The organism is Roseibium salinum, assembly GCF_026240905.1.
Lineage (GTDB): Bacteria > Pseudomonadota > Alphaproteobacteria > Rhizobiales > Stappiaceae > Roseibium > Roseibium salinum.
In genome coordinates this window covers 2815734-2834356 of record NZ_JAPEVI010000003.1, presented here as the reverse complement: position 1 = coordinate 2834356, position 18623 = coordinate 2815734, and the positions used below count along the sequence as shown (strand labels likewise).

12 protein-coding genes and 1 pseudogene are annotated in these 18623 nt (G+C 63.9%); 6 read left to right on the top strand and 7 right to left on the bottom strand.

Annotated elements, in window-relative coordinates; genetic code table 11:
* Window positions 1-9 precede the first annotated feature (9 nt).
* The 3 genes and pseudogenes from ON753_RS17650 to ON753_RS17640 all read right to left on the bottom strand — a co-directional run bounded on the left by ON753_RS17650 (window position 10) and on the right by ON753_RS17640 (window position 3529).
* Window positions 10-1722 (bottom strand): ABC transporter permease, encoded by a 1713-nt coding sequence (locus ON753_RS17650; protein WP_265963989.1) that lies wholly within the window; start codon window positions 1720-1722, stop codon window positions 10-12.
* A gap of 8 nt (window positions 1723-1730) precedes the next feature.
* A pseudogene (locus ON753_RS17645) lies at window positions 1731-2941 on the bottom strand (ABC transporter substrate-binding protein).
* Between the two features lie 132 nt (window positions 2942-3073).
* A complete protein-coding gene (locus tag ON753_RS17640) occupies window positions 3074-3529 on the bottom strand; it encodes a winged helix-turn-helix transcriptional regulator (RefSeq protein WP_265963987.1) in 456 nt (151 codons plus the stop codon).
* 140 nt (window positions 3530-3669) lie between these two features.
* Here ON753_RS17640 and putA point away from each other — a divergent pair, with 140 nt between their 5' ends.
* Window positions 3670-6807 (top strand): bifunctional proline dehydrogenase/L-glutamate gamma-semialdehyde dehydrogenase PutA, encoded by a 3138-nt coding sequence (putA, locus tag ON753_RS17635; RefSeq protein WP_265963985.1) that lies wholly within the window; start codon window positions 3670-3672, stop codon window positions 6805-6807.
* A gap of 382 nt (window positions 6808-7189) precedes the next feature.
* On the opposite strand, the gene hrpB is transcribed toward putA, so the two are convergent.
* From hrpB to ON753_RS17615, 4 genes are all read right to left on the bottom strand, one after another.
* Window positions 7190-9661: an ATP-dependent helicase HrpB gene (gene hrpB, locus ON753_RS17630; RefSeq protein ID WP_265963983.1), complete on the bottom strand. Its 2472-nt coding sequence runs from the start codon at window positions 9659-9661 to the stop codon at window positions 7190-7192.
* Window positions 9661-10695: a glucokinase gene (glk, locus tag ON753_RS17625; RefSeq protein ID WP_265963981.1), complete on the bottom strand. Its 1035-nt coding sequence runs from the start codon at window positions 10693-10695 to the stop codon at window positions 9661-9663. Before glk ends, hrpB begins: the two co-directional genes overlap by 1 nt.
* Window positions 10692-11123, bottom strand: a complete 432-nt coding sequence (locus ON753_RS17620) for a methylglyoxal synthase (protein WP_265963979.1) — start codon at window positions 11121-11123, stop codon at window positions 10692-10694. Before ON753_RS17620 ends, glk begins: the two co-directional genes overlap by 4 nt.
* Before the next feature lie 187 nt (window positions 11124-11310).
* Window positions 11311-12162, bottom strand: coding sequence for a DUF1194 domain-containing protein (locus tag ON753_RS17615; protein WP_265963977.1), 852 nt, complete (start codon window positions 12160-12162; stop codon window positions 11311-11313).
* A gap of 555 nt (window positions 12163-12717) precedes the next feature.
* Here ON753_RS17615 and ON753_RS17610 point away from each other — a divergent pair.
* The 5 genes from ON753_RS17610 to ON753_RS17590 all read left to right on the top strand — a co-directional run bounded on the left by ON753_RS17610 (window position 12718) and on the right by ON753_RS17590 (window position 18623).
* A complete protein-coding gene (locus ON753_RS17610) occupies window positions 12718-13701 on the top strand; it encodes a sugar-binding transcriptional regulator (protein WP_265963974.1) in 984 nt (327 codons plus the stop codon).
* Window positions 13702-13768: 67 nt separating this feature from the next.
* Window positions 13769-14770, top strand: a complete 1002-nt coding sequence (locus ON753_RS17605) for a BMP family lipoprotein (protein ID WP_265963972.1) — start codon at window positions 13769-13771, stop codon at window positions 14768-14770.
* A gap of 117 nt (window positions 14771-14887) precedes the next feature.
* Complete coding sequence (locus ON753_RS17600; RefSeq protein ID WP_265963970.1) at window positions 14888-15883, top strand: BMP family lipoprotein; 996 nt, start codon at window positions 14888-14890, stop codon at window positions 15881-15883.
* A gap of 77 nt (window positions 15884-15960) precedes the next feature.
* The gene (locus ON753_RS17595) at window positions 15961-17520 is read left to right on the top strand and encodes an ABC transporter ATP-binding protein (protein WP_265963968.1); all 1560 of its coding nucleotides are present in this window, start codon (window positions 15961-15963) and stop codon (window positions 17518-17520) included.
* Window positions 17517-18623 (top strand): ABC transporter permease, encoded by a 1107-nt coding sequence (locus ON753_RS17590; RefSeq protein ID WP_265963966.1) that lies wholly within the window; start codon window positions 17517-17519, stop codon window positions 18621-18623. The genes ON753_RS17595 and ON753_RS17590 overlap by 4 nt, the downstream gene beginning before the upstream one ends.

Sequence of the window (18623 nt, the reverse complement as noted above, 5' to 3'; positions counted from 1 at the left end):
AATCTGAGTTCATCTGAAGGCAGCCTGCTCCAGGCGCATCGCGGCCCGGTTGCGGAAGACGAGCGCGGGAACGAGAACGGCCAGGGTGAATCCGATGAACGGGATGACAAGCTGCAGGAGGGCGTAAAGCGCGGCGGCCGGCCGGCTGCCGCCGCTCGCCAGGGCAACGCTCTCCGTCGTGACGGTGACGACCCGGCCCGCGCCGATCATCAGCGTCGGCAGGTACTGGCCGACGGAGACCGCGATTGAAACCGCAAACGTGACCAGGACCGGACGCAGGAGCAGCGGCAGCCGGATGTGCCAGAAGACCCGTGCCCTGGAGGCGCCCGCGGAATAGGCCGCCTTTGCATAGCGCGGGTCGAGCCGCTTCCACGGGTCGCTCAGGGCAAGAAAGGCATAGGGAAAGACGAAGATCAGGTGGGCAAGCAGCACACCCGCCAGCGTTCCGCTCAAACCGGCCAGCAGGAACAGCATCTGCAGCCCGAAGAGGAAACCGATCTGGGGAATGAGCAGGGGCAGGAAGACGAGCACTTTCAACCGTCCCGTCTCGTGTCTTTTCCGGAAGTCGCGCGCCTCCAGCAGCCAGAGTGTCAGGGCGGTGACGATCAGGGCGGAGCCGGCGGCGATGACGAGCGTCGCAGCCAGGCTGGAACTGCCCATATGCAAGGTCTCCAGCGCGCGGGACAGGCTGAATTTCTGCGGGAGAGCCGCGGGAAACCACCAGGATTTCGCGCTTGCCCACAGAGCGAGCAGAACCAGGGAAAGGGCCATGGCGGAAATAATGACCAGCATCGGCAGAAGAGCGAACCGCCTGCGCCAGAACTCGCGCGGGCGCCGCCGTCCGCTTGCAATCTGCCGGCGCATCGCCGCGGTGAAGAGGCTTTCCAGAGCCAGGTAGACGAGCAACGCCGCCGCGCTGACGGCCAGTTGCAGCAACGCGCCGGCGGAGGCCGTCAGGCGCATGCTCAGATCCGGATCGTTCATCCAGTCGACCAGGCGGGGTGCCAGGGGCTGGGGCAGGGTCGGACCCAGGATCTCCGCGACGTCCACGACCGATGTTGCAAAGGCGATGACCGCCAGCACCGGCAGCCTGATCAAGGGATAGATCTGCGGCAGGATTATCTTGAAGAACGTCGCCATGCGGCCATAGCCAAGACCGGCACCGGCTTTGAAATAGTCCTGGATGTGAGGCCTGCTCAGCGCGGCGAGCGTCATCAGGAACAGAAACGGCACTTCCTTCGCCACCAGCCCGAACGTCATGGCAATGCCGTAGGGGTCGTTCAGAATCAGGACATCCGGCGGCCGGGTCCAGCCGGTGGCCCAGGGCGAAACCAGCCGGACCAGAAATCCGGACGGGGCGATCAGGAAGGCAAGCCCGATTGCGGCCGCCGCGTGAGGCACCGACAGGAGCGGCGACAGCAGCCGTGTCAGGCGCCGGAACGTCCGCGTCCCGGACCACCCGGCCACGAAGGCCAGGACGATCGCCAGCGACAGGATCGAGGCGGAAAGACCCGTGCCGATGCTCAGGAGAACGGAATCGGCCAGTCCCGGCATGGCGACAAGCTGCCGGAAGGGGGCGAGGGAAAGGGTGTCGTAGCCGAGGGCCGGGAAATAACCAAAAGCCGGCGCGGCGGTGCCGGCAAGGCCGGCCAGAACCGGGCCCGCCAGCAGGACCGTGACCAGCACGGTGGGAATGTCCGGAATGCCGCCGGTTGTCTTCAAGGGCGGCCTCACTGTGCGCCGTAGCGCTCCGCCCAGGCTTTTTCGAGCGCGTTCACCCAGCTCGGGTGCGGTTCGGGCAGCACCGGTCCCAGCTCTTCGGGAGTGAGCGTTGCCGGGCCGAGATCAAGCGCGTCGAACAGGGCCTTTTCGTTTTCCGGCAGGGCATCCACCTTCAGGACCGTCGGGTCCCCCCAGAATTCGGGCGACTGCTTGCGGGACTGGGCCAGCGGAGACAGCAGGAAGTCGGCAAGGACCTTTGCGCCTTCCTGGTTGGAACTGTTGAAGGGGATGGCGACGAAATGCGTGTTGCCGATCGTCCCGCCGTCGAGGACGAAGCTGCGCACGCTCGGGGGCAGTTCGCCATTGGCGATGGCCGCCGAGGCGTCACCCGGGTTGAAGGTAAAGGCGATGTCCAGTTCCCCGTCCGCCAGCAGCTGGCGCATGTGGGCGGCATCCTTCGGGAAGGCCTTGCCCTGGCGCCAGAGAAGGGGTGCAATGCGTCGAGATAGGTGAAGAGCGGTGCGGTGACCGTTTCGAAGGCAGCTGGATCTACCGGCCTGGAAAGGAGGTCCGCGTTCTCCACGACGGTTGCCAGGATTTGTTTCAGAAATGTCGTGCCGTGGAAATTCGGCGGCTGCGGATAGGTGAAACGGCCGGGGGTTTTTCTGGCGACGGCAAGCATGTCTGCCAGGGTCGCGGGCGGCGTCTCCAGGTGAGCGCTGTCATACATGAAAACGAGCTTGGCCATGCCCCACGGGCTTTCCTGGCCATCCGTCGGCACCGTGAAATCCACGGTGACCGTCGGCTTGTTCTCCACGTCCACATACTGCCAGTTCGGAAGGGTTTCGGCCCAGCCCGGCGCGGCAAGAAGACCGTTTTCCTTCATGGAGGCAAAGTTCTCGCCGTTGATCCAGATGAGATCGACGCTGCCGCCGGAGGTCTTGCCGACGGATTTTTCCGTCAGCACCTGCGACACCACCATCGCAGTGTCGCTGACCTTCACATGCACGACCCGGACGCCGTGCTCCTGCTCCACTTCGCGGGCGGCCCACTGGATATAGGCATTGATGCGCGGCTCGCCGCCCCAGGCATGGAAATAGACCGTCTGGCCCCTGGCCTCATCAAGGACGTTTTGCCAGTCGCTGTCCTGCGCCGATGCGCCCAACGGCCCCAGAACCGTTGCTAAGAGGCTGAATCCGGCAGCAAGCAGTCTGATCATGTCGTCTCCCCCTAATTCCTGTCCCTTGTCCCTCGCCCGGGCGGCACGACACGGTCAATACAACGGTTTGTGATCATCCTCATCCTTCCACACGCGAGCAAGCTCGCTTCTCGGGATGAGATTTTCAGAGATCTACACCGGGAGAATATGCGTGTCCTTGATCTCTTCCATCACCGCATAGGTGTGGGTTTCCCGGACCCCCGGCAGGGCAAGAACCACATCCGACAGGAAAGCACGGTAGGCTTCCATGTCCTTGACGCGGCTCTTCATCAGATAGTCGAACCCGCCGGCGACCATGTGGCACTCCAGGATATCGGTCGAGCGTTCGACCGCGACCTTGAAGGCGTCGAAGATTTCCGGCGACGTTCTGTCCAGCCGGATCTCGACGAAGACCAGCAGGCCGCGATCGACCTTCTTCGGATTGAGGCTGGCAGAGAAGTGTTCGATGTAGCCTTCCCGGACTAGCCGCTTCATGCGTTCGGCCGTTGCCGTCGCGGAAAGGCTCACCCGTTCGGACAGGTCCGTGTTGGTTATCCGGCCATCCTCCTGCAGGACCTTCAGAATTCGCCGATCAATCGCGTCAAGCATAGTGCTTTTCTCTAAAAATCCGAGTTTGACAAGATAATAGCCCAGCAAAGCGGCAAAAAATAGGGAAAAGCGGCCATGAAACTGCGCTATCCTAGCGAAATCTAATGGTCCGGCCCGCTGTGGCCTTTTGGGAGGTGTTCATGACTGCAACCGTTGCCGCCATGACAAAGGTCGAAAATGTGGTTCTCGAGCCGTTCCGCGCTGCCTATGCGCCGGATGACAGGACGGTCGTCGAGGCACTGCTGAGGGAAATGAAGACCGACCCCGTGGTCGAAAAGCTGATCGACAAGCGGGCACGCGGTTATATCGGCGATATGCGCTCGGTTCAGGTCGGCCTGGGCGGCGTGGAAGACTTCATGCGCGAATTCGGCCTCACGACCCGGGAAGGTCTGGCGATGATGGTCCTCGCCGAAGCCCTCCTGCGCGTGCCTGATGCCAAGACGGCGGACAAGCTGATCGAGGACAAGCTCGCCGCCGCCCGTTTCGACGATCCTTCCGGCCACAAGTCGGACACCTGGCTCGTGTCCGCATCTTCCTGGGCCCTGGGCGTGACCTCGCGGTTGCTGCATCCGGGCGACACGCCGCAAAGCGTTCTGTCCAGCCTCGTCAAGCGGATGGGCATGCCCACCGTGCGCATGGCCACCCGCAAAGCAATGCGGCTGCTCGGCCACCAGTTCGTGCTCGGCGAGACCATTCACAAGGCGCTGGAGCGGGCGAAGAACCAGGAAGCCAAAGGCTACCGCTATTCCTACGACATGCTGGGCGAGGGCGCGCGCACGGCCCGGGATGCGGAACGCTACTTCCAGTCCTATGCCAATGCGATCGACGCGATCGGCAAGTCGGCGGGCAGCAAGCCGCTGCCGGACCGGCCGGGCATTTCCGTCAAACTGTCCGCGCTTCACCCGCGCTACCAGGCGGTCAACGGCGAGCGGGTGCGCACCGAACTGCTGCCCAAGCTGCGCGAACTGGCGCAGATGGCCAAGGACCGCAATCTCAATTTCACCATCGATGCCGAAGAAGCCGATCGCCTGGAAATCTCGCTGGATGTCGTTGCCGCTCTCCTGGACGATCCGGTGACGGACGGCTGGGACGGCTTCGGCCTGGCCGTGCAGGCCTACCAGAAGCGCGGCATTCACGTGATCGACTGGCTGGTGAACGCGGCGCGCAAGACCGGCCGCAAGATGATGGTGCGTCTCGTGAAGGGCGCCTATTGGGACACGGAAATCAAGCACGCCCAGGAGAACGGCGCCGAAGGCTACCCGGTCTTCACCCGCAAGGCGGCGACGGACCTTTCCTACATCTGCTGCGCCAAGCGCATGCTGGCGGCGCGCGACGTGCTTTATCCGCAATTTGCCACCCACAACGCCCTGACGGTTGCGCAGATCATCGAAATGGCCGGCGGCAAGGCGGAAGGCTACGAGTTCCAGCGCCTGCATGGCATGGGCGAGAGCCTCTATAAAGCCATCTGCGAGCGGGACGGCTTTCCCTGCCGCATCTATGCCCCGGTCGGCGGGCACAAGGACCTTCTGGCCTATCTCGTCCGCCGCCTGCTCGAAAACGGTGCCAACTCGTCCTTCGTGACCATTGTCGGCGATGCGTCCGTGTCGGCCGAGCAGATGCTCAAGCGGCCGGCCGAGATCCTCGACAACGGCCATCATTCGGTCAACCGCTCCATTCCGCTGCCGAAGGATCTTTACGGTGAAAGCCGGCAGAACTCGGCCGGGCTCGAATTCGGCTGTGCGGCCGAACGCAATGCATTGGTCGAAGGAATGAACAAGGTGGAAGCTTTTGTCGAGGCCCATCCCCTCGGTGCCGGCCTGTCCCGTGGCGGAGACGCCAATCCGGTGTTTTCGCCGATGGACGGCAGCACGAAGGTCGGCACTGTCCGGTTTGCGGACAAGGACACCGCCCGCAAGGCGATCGAAACCGCGCAGAAGGGCTTTGAAAGCTGGTCCCGCATTCCCGTCCACGAGCGGGCCGCCGTCATGGACAGGGTCGCCGATCTTCTGGAAGAGAACAGCGACCGGCTCATGACGATCATGTCGCTGGAAGGGGGCAAGTGCCTGACCGACGGCATTGCCGAAATCCGCGAAGCGGTCGACTTCTGCCGGTACTACGCCCATGAGGCCCGCACCCTCTTCGGCGAAGGCCGTCTTATGCCCGGCCCGACCGGCGAGGAAAACCGCTACCGCTATCGCGGCCGCGGCGTCTTCGTGTGCATCTCTCCGTGGAACTTCCCGCTGGCGATCTTTCTGGGCCAGATCAGCGCCGCGCTGCTTGCGGGCAACGCCGTTGTCGCCAAGCCGGCGGAGCAGACACCGCTGATTGCCCATGAGACGGCGAAACTGATGTATCAGGCCGGCGTTCCGGAAAACGCCTTCTTCCTCCTTCCCGGGGAAGGCGATATCGGCGCGGCCCTGACGTCGCATCCCGCCGTCGCGGGTGTTGCCTTCACCGGCTCCACGGAAACGGCCTGGGCCATCAACGGCACGCTAGCCGCAAAACGCGGCCCGATCGTTCCGCTGATCGCGGAAACCGGCGGCATCAACGCCATGCTGGTCGATGCGACGGCGCTGCCGGAACAGGTCTGCGACGACGTCATGATGTCGGCCTTTCGCTCCGCCGGCCAGCGCTGCTCGGCCCTGCGCCTGCTTTACGTGCAGGAAGACGTTGCGGACGGTCTGCTCCAGATGCTGGAAGGCGCGGCGAAGGAACTGAAGCTGGGCGACCCGCGTCTGCCGTCCACGGATATCGGCCCGGTGATCGACGAGGAAGCGCGTGACGGCATCCTCTCCCATGTCGACGACATGAAGGAGAGCCAGACCCTGCGCTATGCCGGCCCGGCACCGTCCGGCCCGCTTCGAAACGGCTCCTGGGTCGCGCCGCATATCATCGAACTGGACAAGGCGGAGGCGCTGACGCGCGAAGTCTTCGGCCCGGTCCTGCATGTGGTGCGCTACAAGGCCAAGGACATCGACGCCGTCCTCAACCAGATCGCGGCGACCGGATACGGATTGACGCTCGGCGTTCACAGCCGGATCGATGCGACGGTCAAGAAGGTCGTCGACCGGCTTTCGGTCGGCAACGTCTATGTCAACCGCAACACCATCGGCGCGGTGGTCGGCACCCAGCCGTTCGGCGGCTCCGGGCTTTCCGGAACCGGCCCGAAGGCCGGCGGCCCGGCCTATCTCACCCGCTTCGCGCTGGAGCAGGTGGTCTCGATCAACACCGCCGCCGCCGGCGGCAATGCCAGCCTCGTGGCGGCGTCGGACGATTGATCCACTGAACCAGAAGGCCGGGACCAGACCCGAACCGGCCTCAGTCCCTTCCCCCTTGCGGGGAAGGCCCTGGGATGAGAGTGAGCGGCGCAAGCCGCGCAATGGGGCAACAAGATCCCGGCGCTCTCATCCCGTTTTTTTGCTTTGCTGCATTCTCGATAGAATAAACGAAGTACCTGAGAATTCGCCCGGTCCTCGGCGTAGTCCCCTTCCCCCTTGTGGGGAAGGGTTAGGGATGGGGGTAGACGGCGAAACCGTGATTCATGCGGGCGCTGCATACCCCCACCCCCGGCCCCTCCCCACAAGGGGGAGGGGAGTTCACGGCAGCACCGCTTTGCCCGCCGCCTGTGCTTTTGTATTGCGGCAAGGTTGTGTCGCTTTGCTATTTCCCCCGCGGCTTCGCCCGCCTCGTCGCCTCCGCAGCGGTGGGATCGTCCGGCCAGGGGTGTTTTGGATAACGGCCCTTCATGTCCGCCTTGACGTCCGCCCAGGAGCCGGCCCAGAAGCCGGGCAGGTCCCTGGTGATCTGGATCGGCCGCTGCGCCGGTGACAGCAGTTCCAGGATGAGCGGCAGTCTGCCGCCACAGACGCTCGGATGTTCCTTCAGCCCGAAAAGCTCCTGGACGCGGATCGACAGGGTCGGTCCGGCGGTGGCGCCATAGTCGATCGGCACCCTGCTTCCCGTCGGCGCGGTGAAATGCGAGGGGGCAAGCTCGTCGAGCCGGGCATTGGCGTCATAGGGCAGGAGAGCTGCCAGCGCATTGCCGAGCACGCCCGCGTCGATCGCCGCGAGGCTGCTGCAGCCGGCCAGAAACGGCTGCAGCCAGGCTTCAAGGCTTTCGCTCAGCGCGGCATCGGAAAGGTCCGGCAAGTCTTCGGAGCCGTTTTCGCGCGCGTAGGCCACGCGTCTGCGCAAGCGCTGCTGGTCCTTGCTCCAGGCAAGGCGCGCGACGCCGCGCCGGCGGATTTCGGCGATCAGGGCTCTCTCGACAGCTTCAGGGTCAGCCGAGCGGATCGGCACCGATTGCAGTTCCACCGCCTTGTACCGCGTCACCCGGCGGGCTTTCAGAGCGCCCTCGCCGGTGAGCTGGACCTCGTCTTCCTCGACGATATCGGCTGCAAACAGGTCCTCGATCTCAGCCCTTAAGATCGGCGCGCAGAGCTGGATGCGCCCCGTGGCGGCCTTGCCCTGGATGTCGGCAACCGTCAGGAACGGGTCCCGCGCCAGCGCGTGTTCGGGCTCCAGCTCCGCTCCCCTGCCGTTGGCAAGACGGAAGCGCCCGGTCTGCCCGCGCGCCTGCGCCACCCGGTCCGGATAGGCGAGGGCAAGCAGCAGGCCGGCGCTTTCGGTATCGATTTTCGATCCCGAGCCTCCGGCCTGTTTCAGCCAGCGCTCCGCAAGGGCGCGGCCGTCCCTGGCGCGCTGGCTTCTGTCGTTTCGCAGGGCCTGCAGCCGGACGCGAAGATCCGGATCGCGGCCGCCCAGTCCGGGCTCGGAGAGAACAAGGGCGATCAGGGCGGCGGTGGGGCCGAGATCCCGTTCCGTCCCCTCCAGGACCATGTGCGCCAGACGGGGATGAAGCGGCAGCCTGGCGAGGGCCTTGCCCTGCCCGGTCAGGCGGCCGGCCGCATCGAGGGCATGGAGATCCTGCAGGAGCGACCTGGCCTCCGTCCAGGCGGCCCGGGGAGGCGGGTTGGGGAAGGAAAGCGCGTCCGGATCCAGCGTGCCCCATGCGGCAAGGTCGAGAACCAGGCCGGTGAGATCGGCCTCAAGGATTTCCGGTGCTTCCGCCCGGGGCAGGGCCGCGGTCTGCGCTTCGTCCCAGAGACGGTAACAGATGCCGGGCTCCGTCCGGCCCGCGCGGCCGCGGCGCTGATCGGCGGAGGCCCTGGACACCCGGACGGTTTCCAGCCGGGTCAGCCCCGTTTGCGGCTCGTATCTTGGCACCCGTGCCAGGCCGCTGTCGATGACCACCCTGACGCCCTCGATCGTCAGCGAGGTCTGCGCGATCGCACTCGCCAGAACGATCTTCCGCGTGCCTTCGGGGGCAGGCCGGATCGCTTCGTCCTGGGCCCTGGCATCAAGGCCGCCATAAAGCGGCGCGATCTGGCAGTCGGCGGGCAGCTTGCCGGACAGGAGGTCGGCGGTGCGCCTGATCTCGCCCTGGCCCGGCAGGAAGACCAGCAGGGATCCGGTCTCCTCGTCAACCGCCTGGCGCACCGCACGGACGATCTGCGGCTCGATCCGCTCATTCGGCGCCCGGCCGAGATAGCGGGTCTCGACCGGAAAGCTCCGGCCCTTGCTTTCGATCACCGGCGCGTCGCCGAGCAGCCTGGAGATGCCGGCCGCGTCCAGTGTCGCGGACATGGGCAGAAGGCGAAGGTCCTCGCGCAGAGCCGACTGCACATCGAGCGCAAGCGCCAGGCCGAGGTCGCCGTCGAGAGAGCGTTCGTGGAACTCGTCGAAGAGCACGGCGGCAGTGCCGGTCAGTTCCGGATCGTCCAGAATGAGCCGGGTGAACACCCCTTCGGTGATGACTTCGATGCGGGTTGCCGCGCTGACCCTGGTCTCCATGCGCACCCGGTAGCCGACGGTTTCGCCCACCTTCTCGCCGAGCTGGCTCGCCATGCGCCGGGCGGCCGCGCGGGCCGCGAGCCGCCGGGGCTCCAGGACCAGGATCTTGCCGTCCTGCCGCCAGTCCGCGCCGAGCAGAGCAAGGGGAACACGCGTGGTCTTGCCCGCGCCCGGCTCGGCGACCAGCACCGCGTTGGCATGGGTCTCCAGCGTCCGGAGCAGCTCCGGCAGGACGCCGTCGATGGGAAGCGGCGACCCGAAGTCCGGGGCAGCCGTCATCAGGCGACCGACGCCGCACCCACCCATTGGCGGCCCTGCATGTCGACGGCAAAGGCATCGGGTGCCCGGGCAAAGGAGGCAAGGCCCTCAAGCGCGGGGTCCGGATGGCGGACGATGAATGTCGGGATCTTGGCCATCAGGGCCTCGTGCGGCGCCTTGGCCTCGAAGGCGGCTCTGAAGCCGCCGTCGGTCAGGAAACGGGTAATGCGCGGCGTGATGCCACCGGTAAGGTAGACCCCACCGCGGGCAAGGACCGTGAGCGCGAAGTCGCCCGCGACGCGGCCGAGGCCGCGGGCAAAGACTTCCAGGATCTTGACCGCGACCGGGTCGTTGTCGTCGGCGGCCATGGTGATGCTGGCCGGCGTGTCGAACTGGCGCTCCGCCTTCATGTAGCTGGTGACGGCGCGGGCAAGGCGGGGCAGGCCCGTTCCGCTGAGGAGCTGCTCGGCGCCGACGCGGCCGTGATATCTCTCGATATGCGGCCAGAGTTCGAAATCCTCCGGAGTGACGGGACCGAGTTCGACATGTCCGCCTTCGCCGGGAACGGGAACCCAGGTCTCGGACGCGTAGATCATCGCGGCCGCGCCCAGGCCGGTGCCGGGGCCGAGAACGAACTTGGCGCTGGCCTGCCGGGCGGTGCCGGTCCCCACCTGCTCGATATCGCCGCCGCCATAGCCGGGAAGGGCAAGGGCCTGTGCCTCGAAATCGTTGAGGACGATGACTTCTTCCAGGCCCAGGCCGGCGATCATCTTCAACGGCTCGATCACCCACGCGGCATTGGTGAGCGGAATGATGTCACCGGTCACCGGACCGGCGACCGCGATGATGGCGGTGCGGGGCTTGATATCCGTTTCCGGGAAAACCGCGGTGCGGATGGCGGACGAAATGTCGGGGTGGTCGGCGGTTGCGGTCTTGCCGCACATCCGCGTCGGCGCATCGGTGTTGTCGACCAGGGCGAAGCGGGCATTGGTGCCGCCGATATCGGCAACCAGAACAGGATAGGCGAAGGACTTGGGATTTGCGGATAAACTCATGACGAATAATTGCCCACTTCCGGGGTCGTGGAGGTTGTCTTCAGGCCGGCGAGCCGGGCGGAGCGCAGTAGAATGTCGGCGGTGGCGGGATTGAGCGCCATCGGCATGTCGTAAACGACCGCCAGGCGCATCAGCGCTTTCACGTCGACGTCATGCGGCATCGGCGACAGCGGATCGACGAAGAAGAACAATCCCTGCAGCTTGCCGTCGGCGATCATCGCGCCGATCTGCTGGTCGCCGCCAAGCGGGCCGCTTTTCAGCCGGGTGATATTGAGATCGGGGCAGGCATCCTGAATGCGTCCGCCCGTTGTGCCCGTTGCAACGAGATCGAAGGCCGACAGCTTGTCCTTGTGGCGCCTGGCGAACTCCACCATGGCGTCCTTTTTGGCATCGTGAGCAACGAGTGCGAGAATGGGCGTGGCTGACATTGATGGTGTGGTCCAACGGATGGATCGGAATCGACGATAACTGGTATTAGCCTCAAAGACCGGACGGCGCAAAGGCCGTTGAGCCTCTTTAGCGACACATGGCCGGAAAATGATGCCGTTTGCGGACAAGAAAAGAGCCGCGTTCCGGGAGAACGCGGCTCAAGTCGGGAGAGGAGAACGTGACAGCTCAGTCGAAGAGGTTGCAGCGGATCGGTTCGCGCCCGGCGACTTTCCGGATGAGCGGATCGGACTCGGGCATCCGCAGGCCGGCAATTTCCATCACCAGCTTCATGCGGATCGCGTCGGCAAAGCCTTCCTTGGACCGCACGGGGATGGCGAAGGAACCCGGACCGCCGATCACGCAGTCTTCGTAGTAGTGATCGAGCTCGAGCATTGCCTGCCAGGTATTCTTGTTCGACTTCATCATCAGCGGCAGACCGTTTATGGTCACACCCGCATCGACCATGCGGTCGCGCATTTCCGTGACGGAACCGCCCTGGTTGTTCGGTCCGTCGCCTGAGATGTCGATGACCTGGCGCAGGCCTTCGTACTGGTTGTTCTGAACCAGATCGACGGACTTTTTCAGGGCCGATGCGATCGACGTGCGCTGCACCTGCCGGAGCGGGGCTTCCGCGATCTTGGAGGCAAAATGGGCCGCGGAGGTCTCGTCCTGGATCACTGTCCAGTCGGCAACGATGAAATGCTCGTCGACACCGCCCCATTCCATATAGGCAACCGCAACCCGTCCGATCGGACCGACTTCGATGGCGTCAAGGAAATCCCGGGAGGTCAGGGCGGCGATGTAGCCGGCGCGCTGAACTTCCTGTTCGTCCGTATCCATGGATTGGGAGATGTCGACGGCCAGGACGAGTTCGACGTCCACTTCGTTGGCCGGATTGTAGGTGTATTGCATTGTCGCGAGCAGAGCCGGGCGGAAGTCCCGGGCCGCGGAGGGTGCGGCAAGTAGGAAGGCCGCAGCGATGAGAGACAGCATTCTTACGGCTGTCGGTGCACAGAGGTTGCTTATGTCGAGACGCATTTTTTTCTCCTAACGTCAGCCTTGCGGCTGGGTTGTCACGTCTCCCCTTTTTAGTTTGCTACTTACTTTCTTATCTTTTCGTTTCCTTGTCATTCTTAACTAGGAACTGGCGAATGCCTTGGGTGAACTTGTGAATTTACTTAGCAATCCACATGCCAAAGATACCTTAAACAGCAATGCCAGGCAAAGCTGCACGCGCACGCAGTGCATTTTCTCCACAGATAGGCATTATTTGCCGGGTTACCAGGCAATTTTTTCCGGGGTTCCATCACTATTACGGGATTGGCGGCAAAAAGTTCCTAGTGACGTGCGGATGAGTTAAAATTTCTTTCTGCCCGAAAATGCGCCGGCGAGTCTGAAAGCCGGCAGCTTTTTTGGTTGACGCCAGGCATCTGGCTCGTCATGATCTGAAGAAATTCTCACTGGATGAAGAATTTTTCGCGCGCGCCGATTGGAGCGCTTGCGCAAGAATATAAGCTTCGGGACGGAGCAAGGCGCACATGGCGGTATCGTGCAACACGGACCGGCCATCGGAGGGGAAGGTTTCGACGCGGGATGCAGACACGCGACGACGACTGGACATCATATATGGCCATCCGGGCGGCCTGGCTGTCGTTCGTGGGCGGCCGCACGCAAGGGGAGATCGCCTCTCAGCTCGGCGTGTCGCCGGCAAAGGTGCACCGCCTGATCGCCCATGCGCAGAAGGCCGGCTACGTCAAGTTCCAGGTCGATGGCCGGCCGATGGAATGCCTGCAGCTGGAAAAGGAACTCAGCCAGCATTTTCACCTGAGCAACTGCATCATCGCGCCGGACCTCGGCGGCGGAGACGATGACAGCGCGTTGCGGGCCGTCGCCGCTTCCGCATCGCAGTTCCTGACGGGCCTCCTGAGCGGGTCGAATGTCACCCGCCTTGGTGTCGGCATGGGGCGCACGCTCACCGCAGCGGTTGAAGCGCTGCCGAAAATCAGCCGTCCCGATCTTGAAATCATGTCCATCTGCGGCTCGCTGACCCGGACCCTGGCCGCCAACCCCTATGACATCGTCCAGAAGATGCAGGAGCGCACAGGGGGGATCGGCTACTACCTGCCCGTACCTTATTTTGCCGAAAACCAGGACGAAAAGTCGATGTTCCTGACCCAGCGGAGCGTGCAGGATCTCATGGCCCGCGCGCGCTGGTCGGACTCGTTCCTGATCGGTATTGGATCGGTGGAGAACGAAGGGCATCTGGTCCAGCGCGGCATGATTTCGAAACAGGAGCAGGAGGGGTTGCTGTCCCGCGGCGCCGTCTGTGACCTGATGGGCCGCTTTTTGACGATTGAAGGAAAACTCGCTCCGGACCCGCTCGGCGATTGCGCCGTCGGGCTGCACTTCGATGAAGTGCGCGGGGCCAGAGTGATTGCGCTGGTGGGTGGGGAAAGCAAGGTGGACGCCACGCTTGCTGCACTGCGCACCGGTGTCATTACCGACCTGGTGACCGATGAGACCCTTGCGAGGGCTTTGAGCACCCGGGCCGGATTGCAGCTGGCGCAGACCGCTTGAAGCGGCTGGGCCACGAGGGGAAACGGGCCGGCCATAGGGCTGGCCTCGCATGTCGGAGGACATAAACGTGAAAAAGCTTCTAACCATCGGCACCGCGCTTGCCGGACTGGCTTTCTCTATCGTGGGTGCGGCGGCGGCTGAAATTCAGCCGGCAGTGCTTTACGATCTCGGCGGCCGCTTCGACAAGTCGTTCAACGAGGCCGCCTATAACGGCGCGGAAAAGTTCAAGGAAGACACCGGTATCGAATACCGGGATTTCGAAATCCAGAACGACAGCCAGCGCGAGCAGGCGCTGCGCAATTTTGCCAAACGCGGCATGAACCCGATCGTCGCCATCGGCTTCTCCCAGGCCAACGCGGTGGAAAAGGTGGCCAAGGAATTCCCGGACACCCAGTTTGCGATCGTCGACATGGTCGTGAACCTGCCGAACGTGCGCTCCATCCTGTTCAAGGAGCATGAAGGCTCCTACATCGTCGGCATGCTGGCCGCGATGGCTTCCGAGACCGGCAAGGTCGGCTTTGTCGGCGGCATGGACATTCCGCTGATCAGCAAGTTCGCCTGCGGCTACAAGCAGGGGGTTGCAGCGGTCGACGAGAACGCTGAAGTGTTTGAGAACATGACCGGCACCACCGGCGCGGCCTGGAACGACCCGGTCAAGGGCGGCGAACTGGCCAAGTCCCAGTTCGACCGCGGCGCCGATGTCGTCTATCACGCGGCGGGCGGCACCGGCATCGGTGTCCTGCAGGCTGCCGCCGATGCCGGCAAGCTCGGCATCGGCGTCGACAGCAACCAGAACGGCCTGCATCCGGGCTCGGTTCTGACCTCCATGCTCAAGCGCGTCGACATTGCCGTTTACTCGGCCTTCGAAGACGCCAAGAACGATAACTGGTCCTCCGGTTTCGAAGTGCTTGGCCTGAAGGAAGGCGGCGTCGACTGGGCGTTGGACGACCACAACGCGGAACTTGTCACCGATGAAATGAAGGCGGCCGTCGAAGACGCCACCCAGAAAATCATCTCCGGCGAGATCGTCGTTCACGACTACATGTCCGACCAGTCCTGCCCGAAGTAAGGCAGCCGGTTTTGACATCCGCGCGCCGGAGCATCCCGCTTCGGCGTGCGGACATCTCTTTTCCGGAATGCTCTGAACGAACTCCATATCCAGACGACCAGCGTTGAGAGGGACCGCATGACCCGTTTCAAGTCAGGTGTGCTTGCCGCGGCATTTGCAGCCGGTGTCGGCGCGACCGCAGCCCTTGCCGAACCGGCGATCGTTTACTCGGTCGGCGGCAAGTTCGACGGTTCCTTCAATGAAAGCGCCTATGCCGGCGTGAAGCGGGTCCAGGAGGAAACCGGCGTCAGCGTTCGCGAATTCGAGCTGGAACGGGATGCCCAGAGCCTGCAGGCACTGCGCAACTTCGCCGGCCGGGGCTACACGCCGGTTGTTGCAATCGGGTTCAACCAGGCGAACGCCCTCGATCAGGTGGCGCCGGAGTTCCCGAACACCGATTTTGCCATTGTCGACATGGTCGTCGACCAGCCCAATGTCCGCTCTTACGTCTTCAAGGAACAGGAAGGCGCCTATATCGGCGGCCTGCTCGGAGCCATGGCCTCGGAAAGCGGGACCATCGGTTTTGTCGGCGGCATGGATATCCCGATCATTCACCGGTTCCTGTGCGGCTACAAGCAGGGCGCCCTGGCGGCCGATCCGGGCATCAAGGTTCTCTACAACATGGCCGGCGACACTCCGGCGGCCTTTACGGATCCGGCGCGCGGGGCCGAACTGGCCACCAGCCAGATCCAGCAGGGTGCGGACGTCGTCATCCAGGCGGCGGGCGGCACCGGCCTTGGCGTGCTCCAGGCAGCAAGCGATGCCGGCGTGCTCGGCATCGGCACGGACAGCAACCAGAACGGCATCCATCCCGGCAAAGTCCTGACCTCGATCCGCAAGCGCGTCGACAATGCCGTCTATGACAGCTTCCAGTCCGCCCGGAACGGATCGTTCGAACCGGGCGTCCAGGTGCTGGGCCTTGCCGAAGGCGGCATGGACTGGGTTCTGGATGACAACAACAGGGATCTCATCACGCCGGAAATGAAGGCGGCGGCGGATGCGGCCGTCAAGGGCATCTCGGACGGAACGATCTCGGTTCACGATGTCGTCGCCGATGGTCCCTGTCCTTTCTGAGCAAAGGCGCCAGTGGGACCCAGCGGGGCGAGGAGAAACACGATGAAGAACAAAGACCGTCAGGCCCGGGGGAAGGCATGAGCGAAACGCCGGCAATCGAGCTGCGCAGGATCAACAAGAGCTTCGGCCCGGTTCACGCCAACAAGGACATCGACCTTGTGGTGAAGAAGGGGTCGATTCACGGGATCATCGGCGAGAACGGAGCGGGTAAATCGACGCTCATGTCCATTCTCTACGGTTTCTACCACGCCGATAACGGCGACATCCTCGTAGACGGCAAAACGGTCACCATTGCCGATTCCAAGGCCGCCATCGGCCTGGGCATCGGCATGGTTCACCAGCACTTCATGCTGGTCGACAATTTCACGGTTCTGGAAAATGTCGTTCTGGGCGCCGAAGACAGCGCGCTGCTGGCAGGCGGGCTCAACCGGGCCCGGGCCGAACTGAAGCGCCTGGAAGAGGAATACGAGCTGCGCGTCGACCCCGATGCCCTGATCCAGGACCTTCCCGTCGGTCTGCAGCAGCGGGTGGAAATCCTCAAGGCGCTTTACCGCAGCGCCGAGGTTCTGATCCTGGACGAGCCGACCGGCGTGCTGACCCCGCCGGAAGCCGATCACCTGTTCAAGATCCTCGAGGTCCTCAAGAACGAGGGCAAGACGGTGCTGCTGATCACCCACAAGCTGCGCGAGATCATGGCGGTGACCGACACCGTCTCCGTGATGCGCCGCGGCGAGATGGTCGCAACCCGCGAGACCAAGAGCACCTCCAGGGAAGAACTGGCCGAGCTGATGGTCGGCCGCAGCGTTCTTCTGCGCGTCGACAAGAAGCCTGCGCAGCCCAAGGCGCCCGTGCTGGAAGTGGAAAACCTGAACATCACCGACAGCCGCGGCGTCAAGGTGGTCAAGGATGTGAGCTTCACCGTCCGGGCCGGCGAGATCGTCGGCATTGCCGGCGTTTCCGGCAACGGCCAGTCGGAGCTCCTGGAAACGCTGTCCGGCATTCGCCGGGCAACCGGCGGCACGTTGAAGATCAACGGCGAGACCATCGATCTCGGCACGGCAACGCTGGATGCGGCGGACATGCGTGCCAAGAGCCTGGGCCATGTTCCCGAAGACAGGCACCGGATGGGCCTGATCAACAGTTTCGCCGAATACGAGAATTCCATTCTCGGCCATCACCGCGATCCGGCCTATTCGAAGGGCCTCTTGATGGATCTCGGCGCGATCCGCAAAAGCGCAGCCGCGCAAATCGGGAAATACGACATCCGTCCTCCCAACGAGATGCTCAAGACCGCCAATTTCTCGGGCGGCAACCAGCAGAAGATCGTTCTGGCGCGCGAGATCGAGCGTGACCCGGACGTGCTGCTGGTCGGCCAGCCGACCCGCGGCGTCGACATCGGCGCCATCGAATTCATCCACCGCCGGCTCGTCGAGCTGCGCGACGCGGGCAAGGGGATCCTGCTCGTCTCCGTGGAACTCGATGAAATCCGCGCCCTTTCCGACCGGGTGCTCGTGATGTTCGACGGCAGGATCGTCGGCGAACGGGGCGCCGACGCGGATGAAGGGGAGCTCGGCCTGCTCATGGCCGGCATCGAAGACGAAAAGCGCGTCGCGCAAGCTCAAGGAGTTGCCATATGAGTGCCGGCCAGCTCCCGCGATGGGTCGATTACGGCCTGATCCCGCTCCTGAACCTGGCCGCGGCTTTCCTGGTCTCCGGGCTGGTCGTAGTCCTGATCGGCGAGAACCCGCTCAAGGCCGTCGAAGTCCTGGTCTGGGGATCGCTCGGCTATGGCGAAGGCATCGGTTTCACGCTGTTCTACGCCACCAACTTCATCTTCACCGGCCTTGCCGTCGCCGTGGCTTTCCACGCCGGCCTGTTCAACATCGGCGGCGAGGGCCAGGCCTACCTGGGCGGTCTGGGCGTTGCCTTCGCCTGTCTGGCGCTGGACCGGTTCGTGCCGTGGTACGTCACGCTGCCGTTCGCGATCCTCGGCTCGGCGCTGATGGGCGCGGCCTGGGCGCTCATTCCGGCCTGGCTGCAGGCGACCCGCGGCAGCCACGTGGTGATCACCACGATCATGTTCAACTTCATCGCCTCGTCGCTGATGGTCTATCTGCTCAACAACGTGCTGAAGAAGCCGGGGTCCATGCAGTCGGAAACACGGACCTTCGAGGAGGGCGGCCGGCTGCCTTTCCTGAACGACATCTTCCCGTCCTTCGGCTTCGGATATGCGCCGGTCAACCTGTCGCTGTTCGTCGCGCTTGCGGCCTGCGTTCTCGTCTGGCTGCTGATCTGGCGCACGAAGCTCGGCTTCGAGATCCGCTCATACGGCGCCAACGCGAGCGCTGCCGTCTATGCCGGCATTTCGCCGGTGCGAACCATCGTCCTCACCATGCTGATTTCCGGCGGCCTGGCGGGCATGATGGCGATCAACGAGATCATGGGGTCCCAGCACCGGCTCCTGATCGATTTCGTGACCGGCTACGGCTTCGTCGGCATCGCGGTCGCCCTGATGGGCCGCGCGCATCCGGTCGGCATCGTCCTGGCGGCCGTCCTGTTCGGCATGCTCTACCAGGGCGGGGCGGAGCTGTCCTTCGAGATGCCCAATATCACCCGTGACATGATCATCGTCATCCAGGGCCTCGTCATCCTGTTTGCCGGCGCACTGGAACATATGTTCCGGCCGGCGATAGGCCGGTTCTTTACGCCCTCGCGGGCATTGATGGCCAAGGAGGCGTGA

What these genes read in the sequence shown, in the direction of transcription:
- ON753_RS17615 (WP_265963977.1), bottom strand. Translation starts at nt 12,162, where the DNA reads ATGCGTCTCGACATAAGCAACCTCTGTGCACCGACAGCCGTAAGAATG.
- hrpB (WP_265963983.1), bottom strand. Translation starts at nt 9,661, where the DNA reads ATGACGGCTGCCCCGGACTTCGGGTCGCCGCTTCCCATCGACGGCGTC.
- glk (WP_265963981.1), bottom strand. Translation starts at nt 10,695, where the DNA reads ATGAGTTTATCCGCAAATCCCAAGTCCTTCGCCTATCCTGTTCTGGTT.
- ON753_RS17600 (WP_265963970.1), top strand. Translation starts at nt 14,888, where the DNA reads ATGACCCGTTTCAAGTCAGGTGTGCTTGCCGCGGCATTTGCAGCCGGT.
- ON753_RS17610 (WP_265963974.1), top strand. Translation starts at nt 12,718, where the DNA reads ATGCAGACACGCGACGACGACTGGACATCATATATGGCCATCCGGGCG.
- ON753_RS17620 (WP_265963979.1), bottom strand. Translation starts at nt 11,123, where the DNA reads ATGTCAGCCACGCCCATTCTCGCACTCGTTGCTCACGATGCCAAAAAG.
- ON753_RS17590 (WP_265963966.1), top strand. Translation starts at nt 17,517, where the DNA reads ATGAGTGCCGGCCAGCTCCCGCGATGGGTCGATTACGGCCTGATCCCG.
- ON753_RS17595 (WP_265963968.1), top strand. Translation starts at nt 15,961, where the DNA reads ATGAGCGAAACGCCGGCAATCGAGCTGCGCAGGATCAACAAGAGCTTC.
- ON753_RS17640 (WP_265963987.1), bottom strand. Translation starts at nt 3,529, where the DNA reads ATGCTTGACGCGATTGATCGGCGAATTCTGAAGGTCCTGCAGGAGGAT.
- putA (WP_265963985.1), top strand. Translation starts at nt 3,670, where the DNA reads ATGACTGCAACCGTTGCCGCCATGACAAAGGTCGAAAATGTGGTTCTC.